Annotated in this window: 10 protein-coding genes and 4 pseudogenes; 5 read left to right on the top strand and 9 right to left on the bottom strand. The window is 67.5% G+C overall.

Features of this window, described 5'->3' with window-relative positions; all coding sequences use genetic code 11:
- The first annotated feature begins 69 nt into the window (after nt 1-69).
- The 4 genes from OL239_RS06450 to OL239_RS06435 all read left to right on the top strand — a co-directional run bounded on the left by OL239_RS06450 (nt 70) and on the right by OL239_RS06435 (nt 2,940).
- Nucleotides 70-969: a glycosyltransferase gene (locus OL239_RS06450; protein ID WP_268911182.1), complete on the top strand. Its 900-nt coding sequence runs from the start codon at nt 70-72 to the stop codon at nt 967-969.
- On the top strand, nt 969-1,295 hold the full coding sequence (locus OL239_RS06445) for a glycosyltransferase (RefSeq protein ID WP_268911181.1): 327 nt from the start codon (nt 969-971) through the stop codon (nt 1,293-1,295). The genes OL239_RS06450 and OL239_RS06445 overlap by 1 nt, the downstream gene beginning before the upstream one ends.
- 182 nt (nt 1,296-1,477) lie before the next feature.
- Nucleotides 1,478-1,945, top strand: coding sequence for a hypothetical protein (locus OL239_RS06440; protein ID WP_268911180.1), 468 nt, complete (start codon nt 1,478-1,480; stop codon nt 1,943-1,945).
- Nucleotides 1,942-2,940: an NAD-dependent epimerase/dehydratase family protein gene (locus tag OL239_RS06435; protein WP_268911179.1), complete on the top strand. Its 999-nt coding sequence runs from the start codon at nt 1,942-1,944 to the stop codon at nt 2,938-2,940. The genes OL239_RS06440 and OL239_RS06435 overlap by 4 nt, the downstream gene beginning before the upstream one ends.
- 241 nt (nt 2,941-3,181) lie before the next feature.
- Here OL239_RS06435 and OL239_RS06430 read toward each other — a convergent pair whose 3' ends face one another.
- The 9 genes and pseudogenes from OL239_RS06430 to argS all read right to left on the bottom strand — a co-directional run bounded on the left by OL239_RS06430 (nt 3,182) and on the right by argS (nt 15,258).
- Nucleotides 3,182-3,856 carry an L-threonylcarbamoyladenylate synthase gene (locus OL239_RS06430; RefSeq protein ID WP_268911178.1) on the bottom strand — a complete coding sequence of 225 codons (675 nt, stop codon included), beginning with the start codon at nt 3,854-3,856 and terminating at the stop codon, nt 3,182-3,184.
- A 21-nt stretch (nt 3,857-3,877) separates the two neighbouring features.
- Entirely contained in the window at nt 3,878-4,747 is an 870-nt protein-coding gene (gene prmC, locus OL239_RS06425) for a peptide chain release factor N(5)-glutamine methyltransferase (RefSeq protein ID WP_268911177.1), read from the bottom strand.
- 8 nt (nt 4,748-4,755) lie between these two features.
- Nucleotides 4,756-5,835, bottom strand: a complete 1,080-nt coding sequence (gene prfA, locus OL239_RS06420) for a peptide chain release factor 1 (RefSeq protein WP_268911176.1) — start codon at nt 5,833-5,835, stop codon at nt 4,756-4,758.
- A gap of 245 nt (nt 5,836-6,080) precedes the next feature.
- Nucleotides 6,081-8,307 (bottom strand): annotated as a pseudogene (gene rho / locus OL239_RS06415) (transcription termination factor Rho).
- A gap of 396 nt (nt 8,308-8,703) precedes the next feature.
- On the bottom strand, nt 8,704-9,666 hold the full coding sequence (thrB, locus tag OL239_RS06410; protein ID WP_268911684.1) for a homoserine kinase: 963 nt from the start codon (nt 9,664-9,666) through the stop codon (nt 8,704-8,706).
- 70 nt (nt 9,667-9,736) lie between these two features.
- Nucleotides 9,737-10,834 (bottom strand): annotated as a pseudogene (thrC, locus tag OL239_RS06405) (threonine synthase); the annotation flags it as partial.
- 7 nt (nt 10,835-10,841) lie between these two features.
- Nucleotides 10,842-12,137 (bottom strand): annotated as a pseudogene (locus tag OL239_RS06400) (homoserine dehydrogenase); the annotation flags it as partial.
- Between the two features lie 9 nt (nt 12,138-12,146).
- Nucleotides 12,147-13,605: pseudogene (lysA, locus tag OL239_RS06395) on the bottom strand (diaminopimelate decarboxylase).
- Nucleotides 13,606-13,608: 3 nt separating this feature from the next.
- Nucleotides 13,609-15,258: an arginine--tRNA ligase gene (gene argS, locus OL239_RS06390; RefSeq protein ID WP_268911175.1), complete on the bottom strand. Its 1,650-nt coding sequence runs from the start codon at nt 15,256-15,258 to the stop codon at nt 13,609-13,611.
- A 252-nt stretch (nt 15,259-15,510) separates the two neighbouring features.
- Between argS and OL239_RS06385 the strand changes: the two genes are divergently transcribed.
- Nucleotides 15,511-15,978, top strand: a complete 468-nt coding sequence (locus OL239_RS06385) for an FMN-binding protein (RefSeq protein ID WP_268911174.1) — start codon at nt 15,511-15,513, stop codon at nt 15,976-15,978.
- The last annotated feature ends 4 nt before the right edge of the window (nt 15,979-15,982 follow it).

The raw sequence follows: 15,982 nt of genomic DNA, 5'->3' as shown, positions 1-15,982 counted from the left end.
GCATTCTAACTGCACCCCCTTCTCCGTTCGGCTTGTGCCGCTCATCCGGGTTGCCTCGAAAGGATCATTTTGCCGGACTCAGTGGCCGTAGCAGCAGTAACCTTCGACCGTCCCGGTGACGTTGCCGTGCTCCTGGACTCCCTGGCTGCCCAGACCGGCAACATTACGTCAGTTTCCTTGGTTGATTCAGGGAACACTCCGGTTCAGGATATCGCCGAATCCTCCGCTGCGCCCGTCACCTACATCCGCTCCAACACCAATCTGGGCGGTGCCGGCGGGTTCTCGCTGGCCATCCTCTCGGCGATGGCCTCCGGCGCGGACTGGATCTGGATCATGGACGACGACGCCCATCCGGAGGATCCCAAGTGCCTGGAAACGCTGCTGGCGGCGGCCCGGGAACACGAGGTGGATGTGGTGCTCCCCCTGGTGGTTGCCCCGGGACACCCCGACACGCTGTCCTTCCACTTTCGCCTGAACGGCAAGCTCACCCACAACCGCGCCGAGGTGGAGAAGCTGGGGTTCCTGCCCGACGTCGGACACTTTTTCAACGGCGCACTGATCCGCGCCGATGTATTCTTCCGTGTCGGCCTGCCGGACCTTCGCCTGTTCATCCGCGGTGATGAAACCGACTTCATGATCCGGCTGCGCCGGGCCGGCGTGCGTTTTGGCACCGTCACCTCGGTGGCCCTGACCCATCCTGCGGCCTGGGCCGAGGTGCAGCAGGTAGCCGGAGACCGGCTGCACGTGCTGGTTCCGGAGAACGCCTTTAAACAGTTCTACTTCTACCGCAACCGCGGGCACCTGACCTGGAAATACAAGCGCCTGCGGTCCTTCGCCGCCGATGCCGTGGGTTATCCGGTCCACTTCGCCAGGACCCGCGACCTGCGCGGCTTTGCCTCCTGGCTGCGCGCCTATGCCTCCGGCATGCGCGGACGCCGGTTTGGTCCGCCGTCGGATTTCGGGTTCTGATGCATGATTCCGGCGCCGCAGCCCTGACACTCGTCATCACCACCTTCAACCGTTCCCGGTACCTGCAGGGACTGCTGGAATCCGTGGCCGCGCTGGACCCGGCTCCGGAGCGGATCATCGTGGTGGACAACGCCAGCACCGACGACACCCAGGAAACCATCGCCGGCGCTGCCGCCCGGCTTCCCATGCCCGTGGTCAACCTTCGCCTGCCGGTGAACGCCGGCGGTGCCGGCGGATTCGCCGCCGGCGTGGAGCGCGCCCTTACCGAAGGAGCCTCCTGGCTGTGGGTGATGGATGACGACGTCGTCGTCCTCCCGGCGCCGTAGCGGCCCTGCGCAAATACACCGGCACCTATGAGTGCATTCACGGGCGCCGGCTCGACGACGCCGGCAGTCCGTTCTTCTGGCAGCACCGCTTCCTGTCTTTCCTCGGAATCCACATTCCCATCCAGGGCAACGTCTTCCGAGATTCCCCCGTTTTTGCCACCAACGTGGGCTGCTTCGAAGGCATGCTCATCTCCGCGGACCTGGTCCGCCGGATTGGCCTGCCCGATGCCCGCTACTTCATCAACGGCGACGACGAAATCTACGGCTGGCTGGCGTCGCAGCTGACGGAGGTGGTCTACGTCAATGACTTCGTGCTCCAGAAGGTCCGCCCGCAGAAACAGATCGATCTCGGCATCCGCCACCTGAACGACTCAAGCGACCTCAGCCGCTTCTACTCCATGCGCAACCGCGGCCACACCGCCCAATACCTGCTGGCACACGGCAGGTATCACCGGTTCGGGTTTGCCCTGGGCACCCTGCTGACCGCCGCCAAAGAGGCTCTGCGGCTCCTCGCCGTCGAACACCGCATTTCCGGTGCGGGCAGCCTCTGGCGCGGTTGGCGCGAAAGCCGCCGCATCATGCACGATAAGTCATGGCAGCCCATGCAGCCGCTGGAAGAACATCCCCACCACGATCGGAACCAGGTTTGACGCAGCACCTCCCGTCCACGCAGGAGTCTCCGGAACCGTCCGCTCCCGAAGTCTGGGTGGTGCTCGGTTCCTCGGGTTTCATCGGCCGGGCAGTCTGTGCCGGCCTGCGTGCGGCCGGCATCACGGTCCGCACCGTTCCGGCGCCGCGGCTGGAGTCATCGGCCCGGGATGCCGCGGGGCTTCTGGCCGAAGCCGCCCCGCTGACGGCGGTGCGGTCCGACCTTGCGGCCGCCTTTGCCGGTGCCCGGGTGGTCGTCAACGCCGCGGGGCTGGCCACGCCGGGCGGAGCGGACTCCCCCGGCCTGCGCGGCGCCAACTCGCTGCTGCCCGTGCTCATTGCCGACTCCGCCGACGCGGCCGGGGTGCGTCGTTTCGTTCACCTGAGCAGCGCCGCGGTTCAGGGCCACCGCCCGTTCCTGGACGAAACAGACTACGTGCAGCCGTTTTCCGCCTATTCGCGTTCAAAGGCGCTGGGTGAGCGCGCCCTGGCCTCCCGTCCGGCCCGCGGCTGCAGCGCCGTGACAATTCGGGCTACGTCCGTCCAGGGCCCGCAGCGTCCCACTACCGCAAAGCTGGCCCGGCTGGCGGCATCCCCGCTGGCTTCGGTCGCCGGACAGGGCACGGCGCCGTCGCCGGTCAGTTCCGTGGACTCGCTGGTGCAGTTCATCATGACGGTCGGGCAGCACACCGGCCCGGTTCCCGCCGTCGTCCTCCAGCCATGGGAACGTGCCACGGTGGCGGGCGTGCTGGAAGCCGCCGGCGGACGGACGCCGCTGCGGCTGCCCGTGTGGCTGTGCCGGAGCGCCCTGTGGTGCGGTTACCGGCTTTCCGCCCTCGCGGGCGAGCGGCTGCACGGACCGCTGCGGCGACTGGAAATGATGTGGTTCGGCCAGCGGCAGGTCTCCGGATGGGCCGAGGCCACCGGCAACGTGCCCGAACCCCGGGTGCAGGAAGTCCTGCGCTCCCTGCAGGAGCGCGAGCCCGCCGGACGCTGACGTTCAGGGGCTGCCTCGGGGCCTGTTTGGCCGCCGGTTTGGCCGCCGGCGTCTCCGGTTTGGCCGACCGGCGTGTCCGGCAGAGCTTTATCCCGCCGCCCGCCGAGTGTAGGGATAATGCGGCCATCCCCCGTCGAGTGACGCGACGATGCCGAAAAACCGGCCCGGAGAAAGCACCACCCCGACACTCGAACCGGGACACGGCACCGGCCCCTGGCAGCGGGGCGGACACGTCTTCGTCCTAGAAGGCCGCGTCCTCGTCCGGCCCCTGCACTCCGGGAACGACGCCCCGGAGCTGCTCGAGGTCCACGGCGCCCAGCCGGACAACCCGCAGGATGTCCGAGGTCGCATCAACAATCGTCGAGGGCACGCCGGCGGCTCCGTGCTCCGGCCGGGGGCCGGCTTCAAGGTAGACCTCCACGGATTCGGCCAGCTGTTCGCGTGCTTCGGCGGCGGTCCGGGCCGCCGGGTTTCCGGTGCGGTTGGCGGAGGAAACCGCCATCGGTCCCGTCAGCGCGAGCAGCTCCAGCGCAACGGGGTCATCGGGCATCCGCAGCGCCACCGTGCCCAGCGTGTCCCCCAGGTCCCAGGTCAGGGACGGCTGGGCATGGAAAATCAGGGTCAGCCCGCCGGGCCAGAAGGCCTTGGCGAGGGCACGCGCGTCGTCGGATACATCCACGGCCAGCCCTTCCATGGTCTGCATCCGGGGAATCAGCACGGGCGGCGGCATGGACCGGCCGCGGCCCTTCGCGGCGAGCAGTGTGGCAACGGCCTGCGGCGAGAAAGCGTCCGCCCCGATACCGTACACGGTGTCGGTGGGCAGGACCACGCACTGCTTCGCGCTGATGGCCTGGTGGGCTTTTGCCAGGCCTTCGCTTCGTCCGTCCGGGTCAGTGCAGTCAAAGGTGGTAGTCACGGGCTGGTTCTTTCCTTCGTCTTAGTGGCGTGCCGTCCGCACCGCGGAGGTTGCCCGCGGACGGCCGTTGAGGTCGGTGTGTGTTTCGACTTCCTGCCAGCAGGGCTGCGCGTTCAGGAGGTGCTTGATCCGTTCGGCCTGCACTTCAGCGTGCTCCATGACAAAGTAGCCGCCGGTCCGCAGCAGGCGTGCGGCGGTATCCGCCGCTGCCAGCGGCAGTTCGAGTCCGTCCCGCCCGCCGCCGTAAAGCGCCATGGCCGGGTCGTGCTCCGCAGCCTCGGGCTCGTTGGGCACGGCCTCGGCGGGAATGTACGGCGGGTTGGACGCCACGACGTCGAACGTACCGTTCAGGTCCGGCAGCGCGGTGCGCAGGTCATCATGGACCAGGCGCACCCCCAGCGGCTCCAGGTTCCGCCGCGCCCATGCCAGCGCCAGCGGGCTCAGTTCGACGGCGTGGACCTCGGCTTCCGGAACCTCGGTGGCCAGGGACGCGGCAATGGCACCCGATCCGGTCCCCAGATCCACGGCGCGGACCGACGGCTTACCGGCGCCCAGGAAGGCGCGGGCAGAGTCGATGGCCAGCTGGGCCACGGATTCGGTTTCCGGCCGCGGCACGAAGACTCCGGGGCCGACGCGAAGTTCCAGGTAGCGGAACGAGGCCGTGCCCGTCAGGTGCTGCAGGGGAATGCGCTCCGCGCGTTCGGCCACGAGTTCTCCGTACCCCGGCGGGACCGGTGTATCGGTAAAGGCCAGCGCCTTGACCCGCCCGCGGGAAACTCCCAGCAGGTGCGCCGCCAGCAGCTCCGCGTCAACGGCCGGCGTGGGCACTCCCGCCCCGGCCAGGGTGGCGGCAGCCTCGCGCAGGGCCGCCGCCAGTGTGGTGGATTCCATCGTCGACGTTAGTTCTCGTCCCCAATGGCGTCCAGGCGGGCCTGCTCATCCATTTCGATGGCAGCCTGAACCACCGCTTCCAGGTCGCCGTTCATCACGGTGTCCAGGTTGTAGGCCTTGTAGCCGGTGCGGTGGTCCACGATCCGGTTCTCCGGATAGTTGTAGGTGCGGATGCGCTCGGAGCGGTCCATGGTGCGGATCTGGGACTTGCGGATGTCGGAGTTCGCAGCGTCGATTTCCGCCTGCTGGTGTGCGAGGATGCGCGAACGCAGCACACGCATGGCCGCTTCGCGGTTCTGCAGCTGGGATTTCTCATTCTGCATGGCCACCACAATGCCGGTGGGCAGGTGGGTGATGCGCACCGCGGAGTCCGTGGTGTTCACGGACTGGCCGCCCGGACCGGAGGACCGGTAGACGTCGATTTTGAGGTCGTTCTGGCTGATCTCGACTTCTTCGGGCTCATCCACTTCGGGCAGCACCAGCACGCCGGCGGCCGAGGTGTGGATCCGGCCCTGGGATTCCGTGACGGGAACCCGCTGCACGCGGTGTACGCCGCCTTCGTATTTCAGCCGGGCGTAAACGCCCTCGGCGGGGTCGTTGGAGCTGCCCTTGATCGCCATGGAGACGTCTTTGTAGCCGCCCAGGTCCGACTCGGTCGCGGTGATGATTTCGGTCCGCCAGCCACGTCCCTCGGCGTAGCGGGTGTACATGCGCAGCAGGTCACCGGCGAACAGGGCCGCCTCGTCGCCCCCTTCGCCGCCCTTGACCTCGATGATGACGTCACGGCCGTCGTTGGGGTCACGCGGAATCAGCAGGCGGCGCAGTTTCTCCTGGGCGTCGTCGAGGGCTTCCTTCAGCACCGGAACCTCCGCCGCGAATTCGGGGTCCTCGGCAGCCATTTCCGATGCCGCGGCGAGGTCGTCTTCGAGGGCGTTCCACTTGTTGTAGGCGTCCACGATGCGGCTGAGTTCCGCGTAGCGCCGGCCCAGCCGGCGGGCGAGCCCCTGGTCCGCGTGCACTGCCGGATCCGAGAGCCGCAGCTGCAGCTCTTCGTGCTCATCCAACAGACCCTGTATGGACTCAAACATGTTCTACGTTCCTCTTTCGACGGTGGACCCGGGCCCGGACTCGGGCGGATCTCAAATACTTGTCCGGCGCCGTCCACAGCTGCAGTCCTGCTGCTGCGGAGGTCACCGGTTACGGACTTCATCACTGCCCACCAGCAGTTTATCCGCGTGCCCCGGCCGGGATGCGCACATTAACTGCCAAACCGCCCAGGCTCCGGATCCCCCGCAGGTGCGGAAGCCGGAGCATGAGCGGCTCGGTACGGCAGCTAGTTGTCCTTGGTGCCCAGGGTGGTCTGCTGGATCTGCATCAGGAACTCGACGTTGGACTGTGTCTCCCGGATCTTTCCGGTGAGCAGTTCCAGCGCCTGCTGGGTGTCCAGGCCGGACAGGACCCGGCGCAGCTTCCACATGATCTTGACCTCGTCCGGGGACAGCAGGTTCTCTTCGCGGCGGGTACCGGACGCGTTGACGTCCACGGCCGGGAAGATGCGCTTGTCCGCAAGGTTGCGGGACAGGCGCAGTTCCATGTTGCCGGTGCCCTTGAATTCCTCGAAGATGACCTCGTCCATCTTGGATCCGGTTTCCACCAGGGCCGTGGCCAGGATGGTCAGTGAGCCGCCGTTTTCGATGTTGCGGGCAGCACCGAAGAAACGCTTGGGCGGGTACAGCGCGGATGAGTCCACGCCGCCGGAGAGGATACGGCCCGACGCCGGGGCGGCCAGGTTATAGGCACGGCCCAGGCGGGTCATGGAGTCCAGGAGGACGACGACGTCGTTCCCCATCTCCACGAGGCGCTTGGCCCGCTCGATGGCCAGCTCAGCCACGGTGGTGTGGTCATCGGCGGGACGGTCGAAGGTGGAGGCAATGACCTCGCCCTTCACCGTGCGCTGCATGTCCGTAACTTCTTCGGGGCGCTCGTCCACCAGGACCATCATGAGGTGGACCTCAGGATTGTTGATCGTGATGGCGTTGGCGATGGCCTGGAGGATCAGCGTCTTACCGGCCTTGGGCGGGGACACGATCAGGCCGCGCTGGCCCTTGCCGATCGGAGCCACCAGGTCGATGACGCGGGGGCCGATCACCTTGGCGGAAGTCTCCAGGCGCAGGCGCTCGGAGGGGTACAGCGGAACCAGCTTGGAGAACTCCACGCGGTCCTTGTTATCCTCCGCGGGCTTGCCGTTGACGGAGGTCAGACGAACCAGCGCGTTGAACTTCTGGCGCTGGTTTCCGCCCTGGCTTTCGCCTTCGCGGGGGGCGCGGATGGCGCCGACGACGGCGTCGCCCTTGCGCAGGTTGTACTTCTTTACCTGGGCCAGGGAAACGTACACGTCGTTCGGGCCCGGCAGGTAGCCGGAGGTGCGGACAAACGCGTAATTCTCGAGGACGTCCAGGATTCCGGCTACGGGCAGCAGGACGTCATCTTCGGTGACCTCGACATCGTCGACGTCGGGGTTCTGGTTCCGGTTGCGGCGGCGCTCGTTGCGGTCACGGAAGCGGTCATTCCGGTCGCCGCGGTCGTTGCGGTCGTTCCGGTCGTTGCGGTTGCGGTTGCGGCGGTTGCGTCCGCGCCCGTTCTCGTCGCTGTCATCCCGGCTGTCGCTGCGGTTGTTGTCCCGGTCGCTGCGGTTGTTGTCCCGGTCGCCGCGGTTGTTGTCCCGGTCGCCGCGGTTGTTGTCCCGGTCGCCGCGGTTGCTCTCGCGGTCGCTACGGTTGTTGTCCCGGTCGCCGCGGTTGTTCTCCCGGTCGCCGCGGTTGTTCTCGCGGTCGCCGCGCTTGTTCTCACGGGAGTTTTCGCGGCTGTCGCTGCGGTTGCTCTCGCGTCCGCGGTCCTCGGATGCTGAGCCGTTCGCCGAAGCGCCCGTTCCGTTATCGGAGGCGTTCGACGGCGCGGTTTCGCCCTGCGCATCCTGCCTGTTCTCGCTCCGGCCGTTGTCCGAGGTGCCGTCGCTGTCCGCCCGGCGGCTGCGTGAACGGCGGTTGCTGCGCTCGCGCTGGGGCTCATCACGCTGGGGCTCTTCGCGCTGGGTCTCCTCGCGCGGTGCCTGGGCCTGTTCCGGGGCGCTCTGCGCCGGCGCTTCCGCGGCGGGTGCAGTGACGACTCCGTCGCTGGCAGCACGGCGGTTGCGGTTCCGGGTGCGGGCCGGACGCTCGGCGGCCGGCTGCTCGGCGGCCGGGGCCTCCGCCGCGGAGCCGCTGCCGCGGGAGCGGCTGTGCGGTCGCTGCCGGCCTTCGCCCCGTCGGCCTTGGCTGCTTCAGTCTTGGCGCCGCGAACCGGGCGGTCGGCTACTGCGCCGCCCCGCTGGTGGTTGGAGATCGCTGTTACCAGATCCCCCTTGCGCATGCGGGAGCCGCCGGTGATGCCCAGCTGTCCGGCAAGAGCCTGCAGCTGTGCAAGCTTGAGGCCGGCAAGACCGGAGCTTTTGAAGTTGCTTCGCCGTTAGTTCCGGCGGTAGCTGAGTCCACACCTGAAGTCAGGTCAGTGGTATCTGTCACGAAGGATCCTTCCCCCTCGTCGGGCGGTCCGGCGCAGTGCCGGCCGCGGATGATTTGGCCCTGGTCCCCCTATGGTCAGACATGGGGGTCAGGGTTCGCCGGTTGCCGGCAAGGGCCGGGAATCGGCGAATCTACTTAAGGTGCCTTTGGAAGAAATCCACAGAAGTTTGGTCAGCTTTGCTGCCGAACTATGCGGCATTCAAGGGGACTGACCGTTTCTTGGCAGTACCCGGAAGGCTGCACCGAGAATTGCACGTCCACAACTGAACAAGAGTTTCCGACACGGAGTTTGGACAATATGCCCTTGGCAACGAGTTTTCAACAGTTCTTCAGGGCGGTCCGGAAACGGACGGTCTGGATGCGGGAGCACAATACGGGTGCGGGAACACCTGACGGTTAGTACCGCTGGTGCTCTTCCACTCTAGCACCATCTCGGTCCACGCTGAGCCGCAAAACACGCCAAAGTTGTGCAGTTCCCGCGGCTGAGAGGTACTCAGCGATCAGTTGTTCGGCCTGCCGGGCCTGCTCGGGTCCGTTGGCCAGAGCCATCACGGTGGGCCCGGCTCCGGAGATGACCGCCGCCAGCCCTCTGCTCCGCAGATGGCCCATCAGTTCGGCACTTGGCCGCATGGCCCCGGCCCGGTACCCCTGGTGCAGGAAATCCACCGTTCCCGGCAGCAGCAGCGCAGGATCGGATGCCAGGGCATGGATCAGCAGCGCTGCCCGGCCTGCGTTGGCCGCGGCAGCCGGATGCGGAACCTGGGCCGGAAGCAGTCCGCGGGCGCTTTCCGTGGACAGTTCGGAGGCAGGCACTGCGGCTACCGGAATGATGTCGGCATGCACCGGCGAGGTGACGGACCGGAAAGTTCCCCCTTCTTCCCAGGAGACCGCCAGTCCGCCGGCCAGCGCCGGGGCGACGTTGTCCGGGTGGCCCTCCAGCCGGGAGCACAGGTCCAGCAGGGCTGCTGCATCCAGCCGGTGCTCCGGAGGCAGCAGGGCGTTGCCCGCCAGCACCCCGGAGACGATGGCGGAGGCCGAGGATCCCAGGCCGCGGCCGTGGGGAATGACGTTCTCCGCGTCCAGCCGCAGTCCGGGCGCGGAAAAGCCCGCCGACTCCACCGTGTTCCGGATGGTCCGGACCACCAGGTGGGTGTCATCGGTGGGCAGCGTTCCGGCGCCCTCGCCGGTGATGCGGACCGCAGTGCCGGGCCCTCCGGACGTGCGCACCCGCACGGTGTCATACAGGCCGACCGCCAGGCCCAGGCTGTCAAAGCCCGGGCCCAGGTTGGCGCTGGTGGCCGGAACCCGGACGGTAATGTCCTGCCCGGCGGCCACGGTTCCGGCCGCAGGCCCGGCCACGGCGGCTGCGGTGCGGGAGGCTGCCGCGGAATCGCTCACGTGCATGTTCGCTTAGCCCGCAGCCTCGTGCTTCCAGGCCCAGCGCGGCGGCAACGGATACGACGTCGAACTCCACCTTGGTGGGCTCGACATCGGAACCGTCGGCGGTGCGCAGGGCCCACTGCGGATCCTTCAGGCCGTGGCCGGTGACGGTAATGACGATCTTCTTTCCGGTGGGGGCTTCCCCGGCAGCGTGCTTCTTGAGCAGCCCGGCCACGCCTGCGGCGGAGGCCGGCTCCACGAAGACGCCTTCCCGGGAGGAGAGCCAGCGGTGCGCTTCGAGGATTTCGGTGTCGGTAACGGCTTCGATCAGGCCGCCGGATTCATCGCGGGCCGCGGTGGCCTGCTCCCAGGAGGCGGGATTGCCAATGCGGATGGCGGTGGCGATCGTATCGGGATCGGTTACCGGGTGGCCCTTCACCAGCGGCGCGGCGCCTTCGGCCTGGAAGCCCCACATGACCGGAGTCCTGGTGGACACCGGCGCCAGTTCCTCGCCGGCCAGGTTCGTGTACGGAGCGGCGTACTCGGTGTAGCCCTTCCAATATGCGGTGATGTTGCCGGCGTTGCCCACCGGGAGCAGGTGGTAATCCGGAGCATCGCCCAGGGCGTCCACCACCTCAAAGGCGGCAGTCTTCTGGCCCTCGATGCGGGCCGGGTTCACGGAGTTCACCAGGAACACCGGGTAGGCCTCGGCCAGCTTGCGGGCCACATCCAGGCAGTTGTCGAAGTTGCCGTTGACCTGCAGCAGCTCGGCGCCGTGGGCAATGGCCTGACTGAGCTTGCCCATGGAAATCTTGCCGTCCGGAACCAGCACGGCGCAGGTGATCCCGGCCTGCGTGGCATAGGCCGCGGCGGAGGCGGAGGTGTTGCCGGTGGATGCGCACACCACAGCCTTGGCGCCGGACTCGACGGCGGCCGTGATGGCCATTGTCATGCCGCGGTCCTTGAAGGAACCGGTGGGGTTCATGCCTTCGACCTTGAGGTAGACCTCGTTGCCGGTCAGCTCGGAGAGGGCCTTGGCCTTCACCAGCGGGGTGCCGCCCTCGCCGAGGGTGATGATCTCGGTGGAACCGGTAACGGGAAGACGATCGGCGTATTCGGCGATGACGCCGCGCCATTGGTGAGCCACGGTATTGGACCCCTTCTACCCGCAGGACGGATGTGACTGAATTGATGATGTCCAGGCCCTTGATGGCCTCGACGGTGGCGGCCAGCGCAGCTTCGGAGGCACGGTGTGTCACGAAGCGCAGTTCGGCCGACGAAGATGTGCCGCCGGCGTGGATGGTCTGGCGCATGGTTTCGATGGAGACGCCGTGTTCGGCGAAGACCCGGGCCACTGCGGCCAGGACACCGGGCTGGTCGGTGACCTGCAGGCCGATGCTGTAGCTGGTGGTGACCTTCTCGAACGGCAGCGCCGGCACCGACCCGGTGGGTGTCTCAGCCCCGAGCGGACCGCCCAGGACCAGCCGCCGGGCGGTGGACACGACGTCGCCCATCACGGCCGACGCGGTGGGAGCGCCGCCGGCGCCCTGGCCGTAGAACATGAGCTCGCCGGCGTTTTCAGCTTCCACGAACACCGCGTTGAAGGCACCGTGCACGGCGGCCAGCGGGTGGGTGCGGGGCAGCAGCGTGGGATGCACGCGGACGCTGACGCCGGGTTCGCCGTCGTTCTCCAGCTTCTCCGCGATCGCCAGCAGCTTGATCACAAAGCCGGCGTCCTTTGCCGCCGCAATGTCATCGGCAGTGACGGAGGAGATGCCCTCGCAGGACACGTTCGCGAGGTCAAAGTTGGTGTGGAAGGCGAGCGAGGCGAGGATGGCGCCCTTGGCTGCCGCGTCGTGGCCTTCGACGTCGGCGGTGGGGTCGGCTTCGGCGTATCCGAGGCGCTGGGCGTCGGCCAAGGCGTCGGCGAACTGCGCGCCGGTGCTGTCCATGGCGTCCAGGATGTAGTTGGTGGTGCCGTTGACGATGCCCAGCACGCGGGTGATGCGGTCTCCGGAGAGGCTGTCGCGGATGGGACGCAGGATCGGAATGGCGCCGGCCACGGCGGCTTCATAGGCCAGCCGGACCCCCGCGGCGTCGGCCTTTTCAAACATTGCGGCGCCGTCCGCGGCAAGCAGCGCCTTGTTTCCGGTGACCACGGAGGCCCCGTGGCCGATCGCGTGCAGCATCAGCGTGCGGGCAGGCTCCATGCCGCCCATCAGTTCAATGACGATGTCGGCGTCCTCCACCAGCTTTTCGGCGTCGGTGGTGAACAGGTCCCGCGGCAGGTCCACGTCGCGGGGTGCCTCCGGGTTCCGGACCGCAATGCCCGTCAGTTCCAGCCGGGCACCAGTGCGTGCGGCGAGGTCCTCCGCGTCGTCCAGGAGTATCCGGGCCACCTGGGAGCCAACGTTTCCGCAGCCCAACAGGGCAACTTTGAGGGTCTTCATCGTGCGTGCCTACTCCTTCAGCGGTTCGGGCGGACGTGCGCTTGCCGCGTCAACGTCCCGGGCCAACAGGTCTTCTTCGGTTTCACCGCGGATAATCAGCCGGGCGGTGCCGTCCAGCACGGCCACCACGGGCGGACGGGCAATGTAGTTGTAGTTACTGGACAACGCCCAGCAGTACGCGCCCGTCCCGGGAACCGCCAGCAGGTCACCGTCGCCGGTGTCGGCCGGAAGATAGACGTCCCGCACCACTATGTCCCCGCTCTCGCAGTGTTTGCCAACTACGCGTGACAAAACGGCGTCATCTTCGGACTTGCGGGAGGCAAGCACGGCGGAGTAGTCGGCGTCGTAGAGCACCGGACGGGCGTTGTCACTCATGCCGCCGTCCACTGATACGTACCGGCGTTCGGCCGTGCCGCCGTCAGCCGTGTCCACGCGCACCGTCTTGACGGTGCCCGCGCGGTACAGGGTGAACGTGGTGGGGCCAACAATGGCACGGCCGGGCTCGATCGAGATCCTCGGCACGGCCAGTCCCAGCTCCGTGCAGGTGGAGCCGACGACGGCGGCCATCGCCTGCGCGATTTCCGCCGGCGGACGCGGAGTGTCGGCTTCGGTGTAGGCAATGCCGTAACCGCCGCCGAGGTCCAGCTCCGGCAGTTCGACACCATGCTCCGCCTTGATGTCCGCCAGGAAGCCCAGCAGCCGTTTGGCCGCCAGTTCAAAGCCCTCCGGCTCAAAGATCTGCGAGCCGATATGGCAGTGCAGGCCGAGCAGCCGGATACCCTGGCTGCCAGTGCTGCGGCCACAGCCGCAGCTGCCGGAGATTCGCCGCCGGCCGCCGGATCCGGAGCCATGGAGAGGCCGAACTTCTGATCCTCATGCGCGGTGGCAATGAACTCATGGGTGGACGCGTGCACGCCCGGGGTCAGCCGGAGCATCACGTTCGCCTGCTCGCCGCGGGAGACCGCAAGGGCGTCCAGGCGGTGCAGCTCGGCCATGCTGTCCACCACGATCCGGCCCAGGCCCATGTCCAGTGCGCGGGTCAGCTCGGCGTCGGACTTGTTGTTGCCGTGCAGGCCGAGGTAGGCACCGGGGATCCCGGCGCGGCGGGCCACGGCCAGTTCCCCGCCGGAGCAGGTGTCCAGGCGCAGCCCCTCTTCACGCACCCAGCGGGCCACCGCGGTGCAGAGGAACGCCTTGCCGGCATAGTAGACATCCACTCCCCGCACAGGTCGGCAAAAGCCGCATCGAAGGAGTCCTTGAAGTCCCGGGCACGGGCGCGGAAATCCGCTTCGGACACCACGAACAGCGGCGTGCCGAATTCCGCGGCAAGGGACGAGACGGGCACACCGGCCACTTCCAGTTCGCCGTTCACGCTGCGGCTGACGTCGCGCGCCCACATTTGCGGCCGCAGGGCATTCACGTCCCCCGGATGGCTCAGCCAGCCGGGTGCGAGGGGGGAAACAGTCATCGGTTACATCCGTTCCGGAGCGGAAACTCCCAGCAGGCCCAGGCCGTTGGCCAGGACCTGGCGGGTGGCAAGGTTCAGCCACAGGCGGGTGCGGTTCACATCGGTGATTTCCTCGTCGCCCTGGGGCGCGATCCGGCAGGCGTCGTACCAGCGGTGGTACGTTCCGGCGATAACTTCCAGGTGGCGGGCCACGCGGTGCGGTTCGCGGAAGGCGCTGGCCTGCGCGACGACGCCGGGATACTGTCCCAGCGCGGCCAGCAGTTCACCTTCGGTGGGGTGCGTCAGCAGCGAGGCGTCAAAGGCTGAATCGTCCACGCCGGCCGCTTCGGCGTTGCGGGCCAGAGCGTAGGTGCGGGCGTGCGCGTACTGGACATAGAACACCGGGTTCTCGTTGCTGCGCTTGGTCAGCAGGTCCAGGTCGATGTCGATGTTGGAGTCGGCGGAGAAGCGGGCCAGCGTGTAGCGGGCGGCATCCACGCCCACGGCTTCCACCAGGTCCTCGAGGGTGACCACGGTGCCGTTGCGCTTGGACATGCGCACGGGCTTGCCGTCCTTGACCAGGTTCACCATCTGGCCGATCAGCACCTCCACGCACTCCGGGTCGTGGCCCAGGGCGGCGGCAGCGGCCTTGAGCCGGGCCACGTAGCCGTGGTGGTCGGCGCCGAGCATGTAGAAGTTCAAGTCGAAGCCGCGGTCGCGCTTGTTCTGGATGTAGGCGATGTCGCCGGCAATGTAGGCGGCGTTCCCATCGGACTTGATGACCACGCGGTCCTTGTCATCGCCGAACTCGGAGGAGTTCAGCCACCACGCGCCGTCCTTCTCGTACAGGTTCCCGGAGCCCTTGAGCTGTTCCAGGAGCTTGTCCACCTGCCCGTTTTCGTGCAGGGAATCCTCATGGAAGAAGACGTCGAAGTCCACGCCGAAGTTGTGCAGGGACTCCTTGATGTCGGCAAACATAAAGTCGACGCCGGCCGCCCGGAAGTGCTCCTGCGCTTCGGCGTCGGGCAGTTCCATGATGTTCGGTTCGGCGGCCAGGATGCGGTTCGCGATGTCCTCGATGTAGCCGCCGGCGTAGCCGTCTTCGGGAGCCGGTTCGCCCTTGGCCGAGGCCAGCAGCGACCGGGCGAAGCGGTCAATCTGCGCACCGTGGTCATTGAAGTAGTACTCGCGGGTGACTTCAGCGCCCTGCGACGAGAAGATCCGGGCCAGGGCGTCGCCGACGGCGGCCCAGCGGGTTCCGCCCAGGTGGATGGGACCGGTGGGGTTGGCCGAGACGAACTCGAGGTTGATCCGGGTGCCTTTGAGGATTTCCGAGGTGCCGTAGGACCCGCCGGCATCCACGATGGTCTTGACCAGCTCACCGGCGGCACCGGCGTCGAGGGTGATGTTCAGGAAACCGGGTCCGGCAATGTCCACCTTGGCCACGCCGTCGATCTTTTCGAGGCGTCCCTTGAGGATTTCCGCGAACTGGCGGGGGTTCATTCCGGCCTGCTTGGAGAGCTGCAGGGCAATGTTGGTGGCCCAGTCGCCGTGGTCGCGGTTCTTCGGCCGCTCCACGCGCACCTCCCGGGGGACGTCGATGCTGAAGTCACCGGCATCGATGGCGTCTTGGAGGCAGGCAGTTACGGCGGAGGAAAGTTCTTCGGGAGTCACCGGTTAAGCATAGCCTCGACTCAGGCACCGGTCCGCGAACTGTGACGCTGCCCCGGGCGGTTCGCCGCAGCAGCTCCGGACCCTGCCCCGCGCTTCCCCGGCGCCTCCCCGTATCTCCCGGCACTTCCCCGGAGAGACCAAGCCAACAGGGCGTGCACAGGCACGGTTCATCCGGATACGTTCTAATGGATATGGGCACCCGGCCCGCTTGCCTGCTGCCCGCCTGCCTGCTGCCCCACCTTCAGGAGAAAAATGAACCACACCCGCAAGACACTTCTGTTCACCGCTGCGTCCCTGATCCTGGCTTCCACCGCATGCGCCGGGCCGGCAGCCGATGAGGCGCCCGCCGCCCAGGATCCCGCGCCCGCTTCCCCTGCCGCACCGCAGAGCGCAGCACCCCAAAACGCCGCACCGGCCGGCAGTTACGCCGACGGCGAGTACTCCGCCTCCGGCAGCTACACGCCGCCGTCGAACCAGACCGAGGACGTCGATGTCACCCTGACCCTCGAGGGCAGCGTGGTGACGGAGCTGGAGGTCACCACCTCCGGCAACCACCCCACATCGAAGATGCACCAGCGCGATTTCACGTCCAAGGTGCAGGACCAGGTGGTCGGCAGGAACCTCGACGAGCTCGACGTGGACAAGGTGGGCGGTTCTTCCCTTACCAGCGCCGGCTTCAACAAGGCCCTGGACACCATCCGGGCCGAAGCCGCCAGCTGACCCT

The organism is Arthrobacter sp. ATA002 (assembly GCF_026898095.1).
Classification (GTDB): domain Bacteria; phylum Actinomycetota; class Actinomycetes; order Actinomycetales; family Micrococcaceae; genus Arthrobacter_B.
The sequence above is the reverse complement of the archived record's forward strand: the minus strand, read 5'-3'. Positions and strand labels throughout refer to the sequence as shown.

What these genes read in the sequence shown, in the direction of transcription:
- OL239_RS06445 (WP_268911181.1), top strand. Translation starts at nt 969, where the DNA reads ATGCATGATTCCGGCGCCGCAGCCCTGACACTCGTCATCACCACCTTC.
- OL239_RS06440 (WP_268911180.1), top strand. Translation starts at nt 1,478, where the DNA reads ATGCTCATCTCCGCGGACCTGGTCCGCCGGATTGGCCTGCCCGATGCC.
- prmC (WP_268911177.1), bottom strand. Translation starts at nt 4,747, where the DNA reads ATGGAATCCACCACACTGGCGGCGGCCCTGCGCGAGGCTGCCGCCACC.
- prfA (WP_268911176.1), bottom strand. Translation starts at nt 5,835, where the DNA reads ATGTTTGAGTCCATACAGGGTCTGTTGGATGAGCACGAAGAGCTGCAG.
- OL239_RS06385 (WP_268911174.1), top strand. Translation starts at nt 15,511, where the DNA reads ATGAACCACACCCGCAAGACACTTCTGTTCACCGCTGCGTCCCTGATC.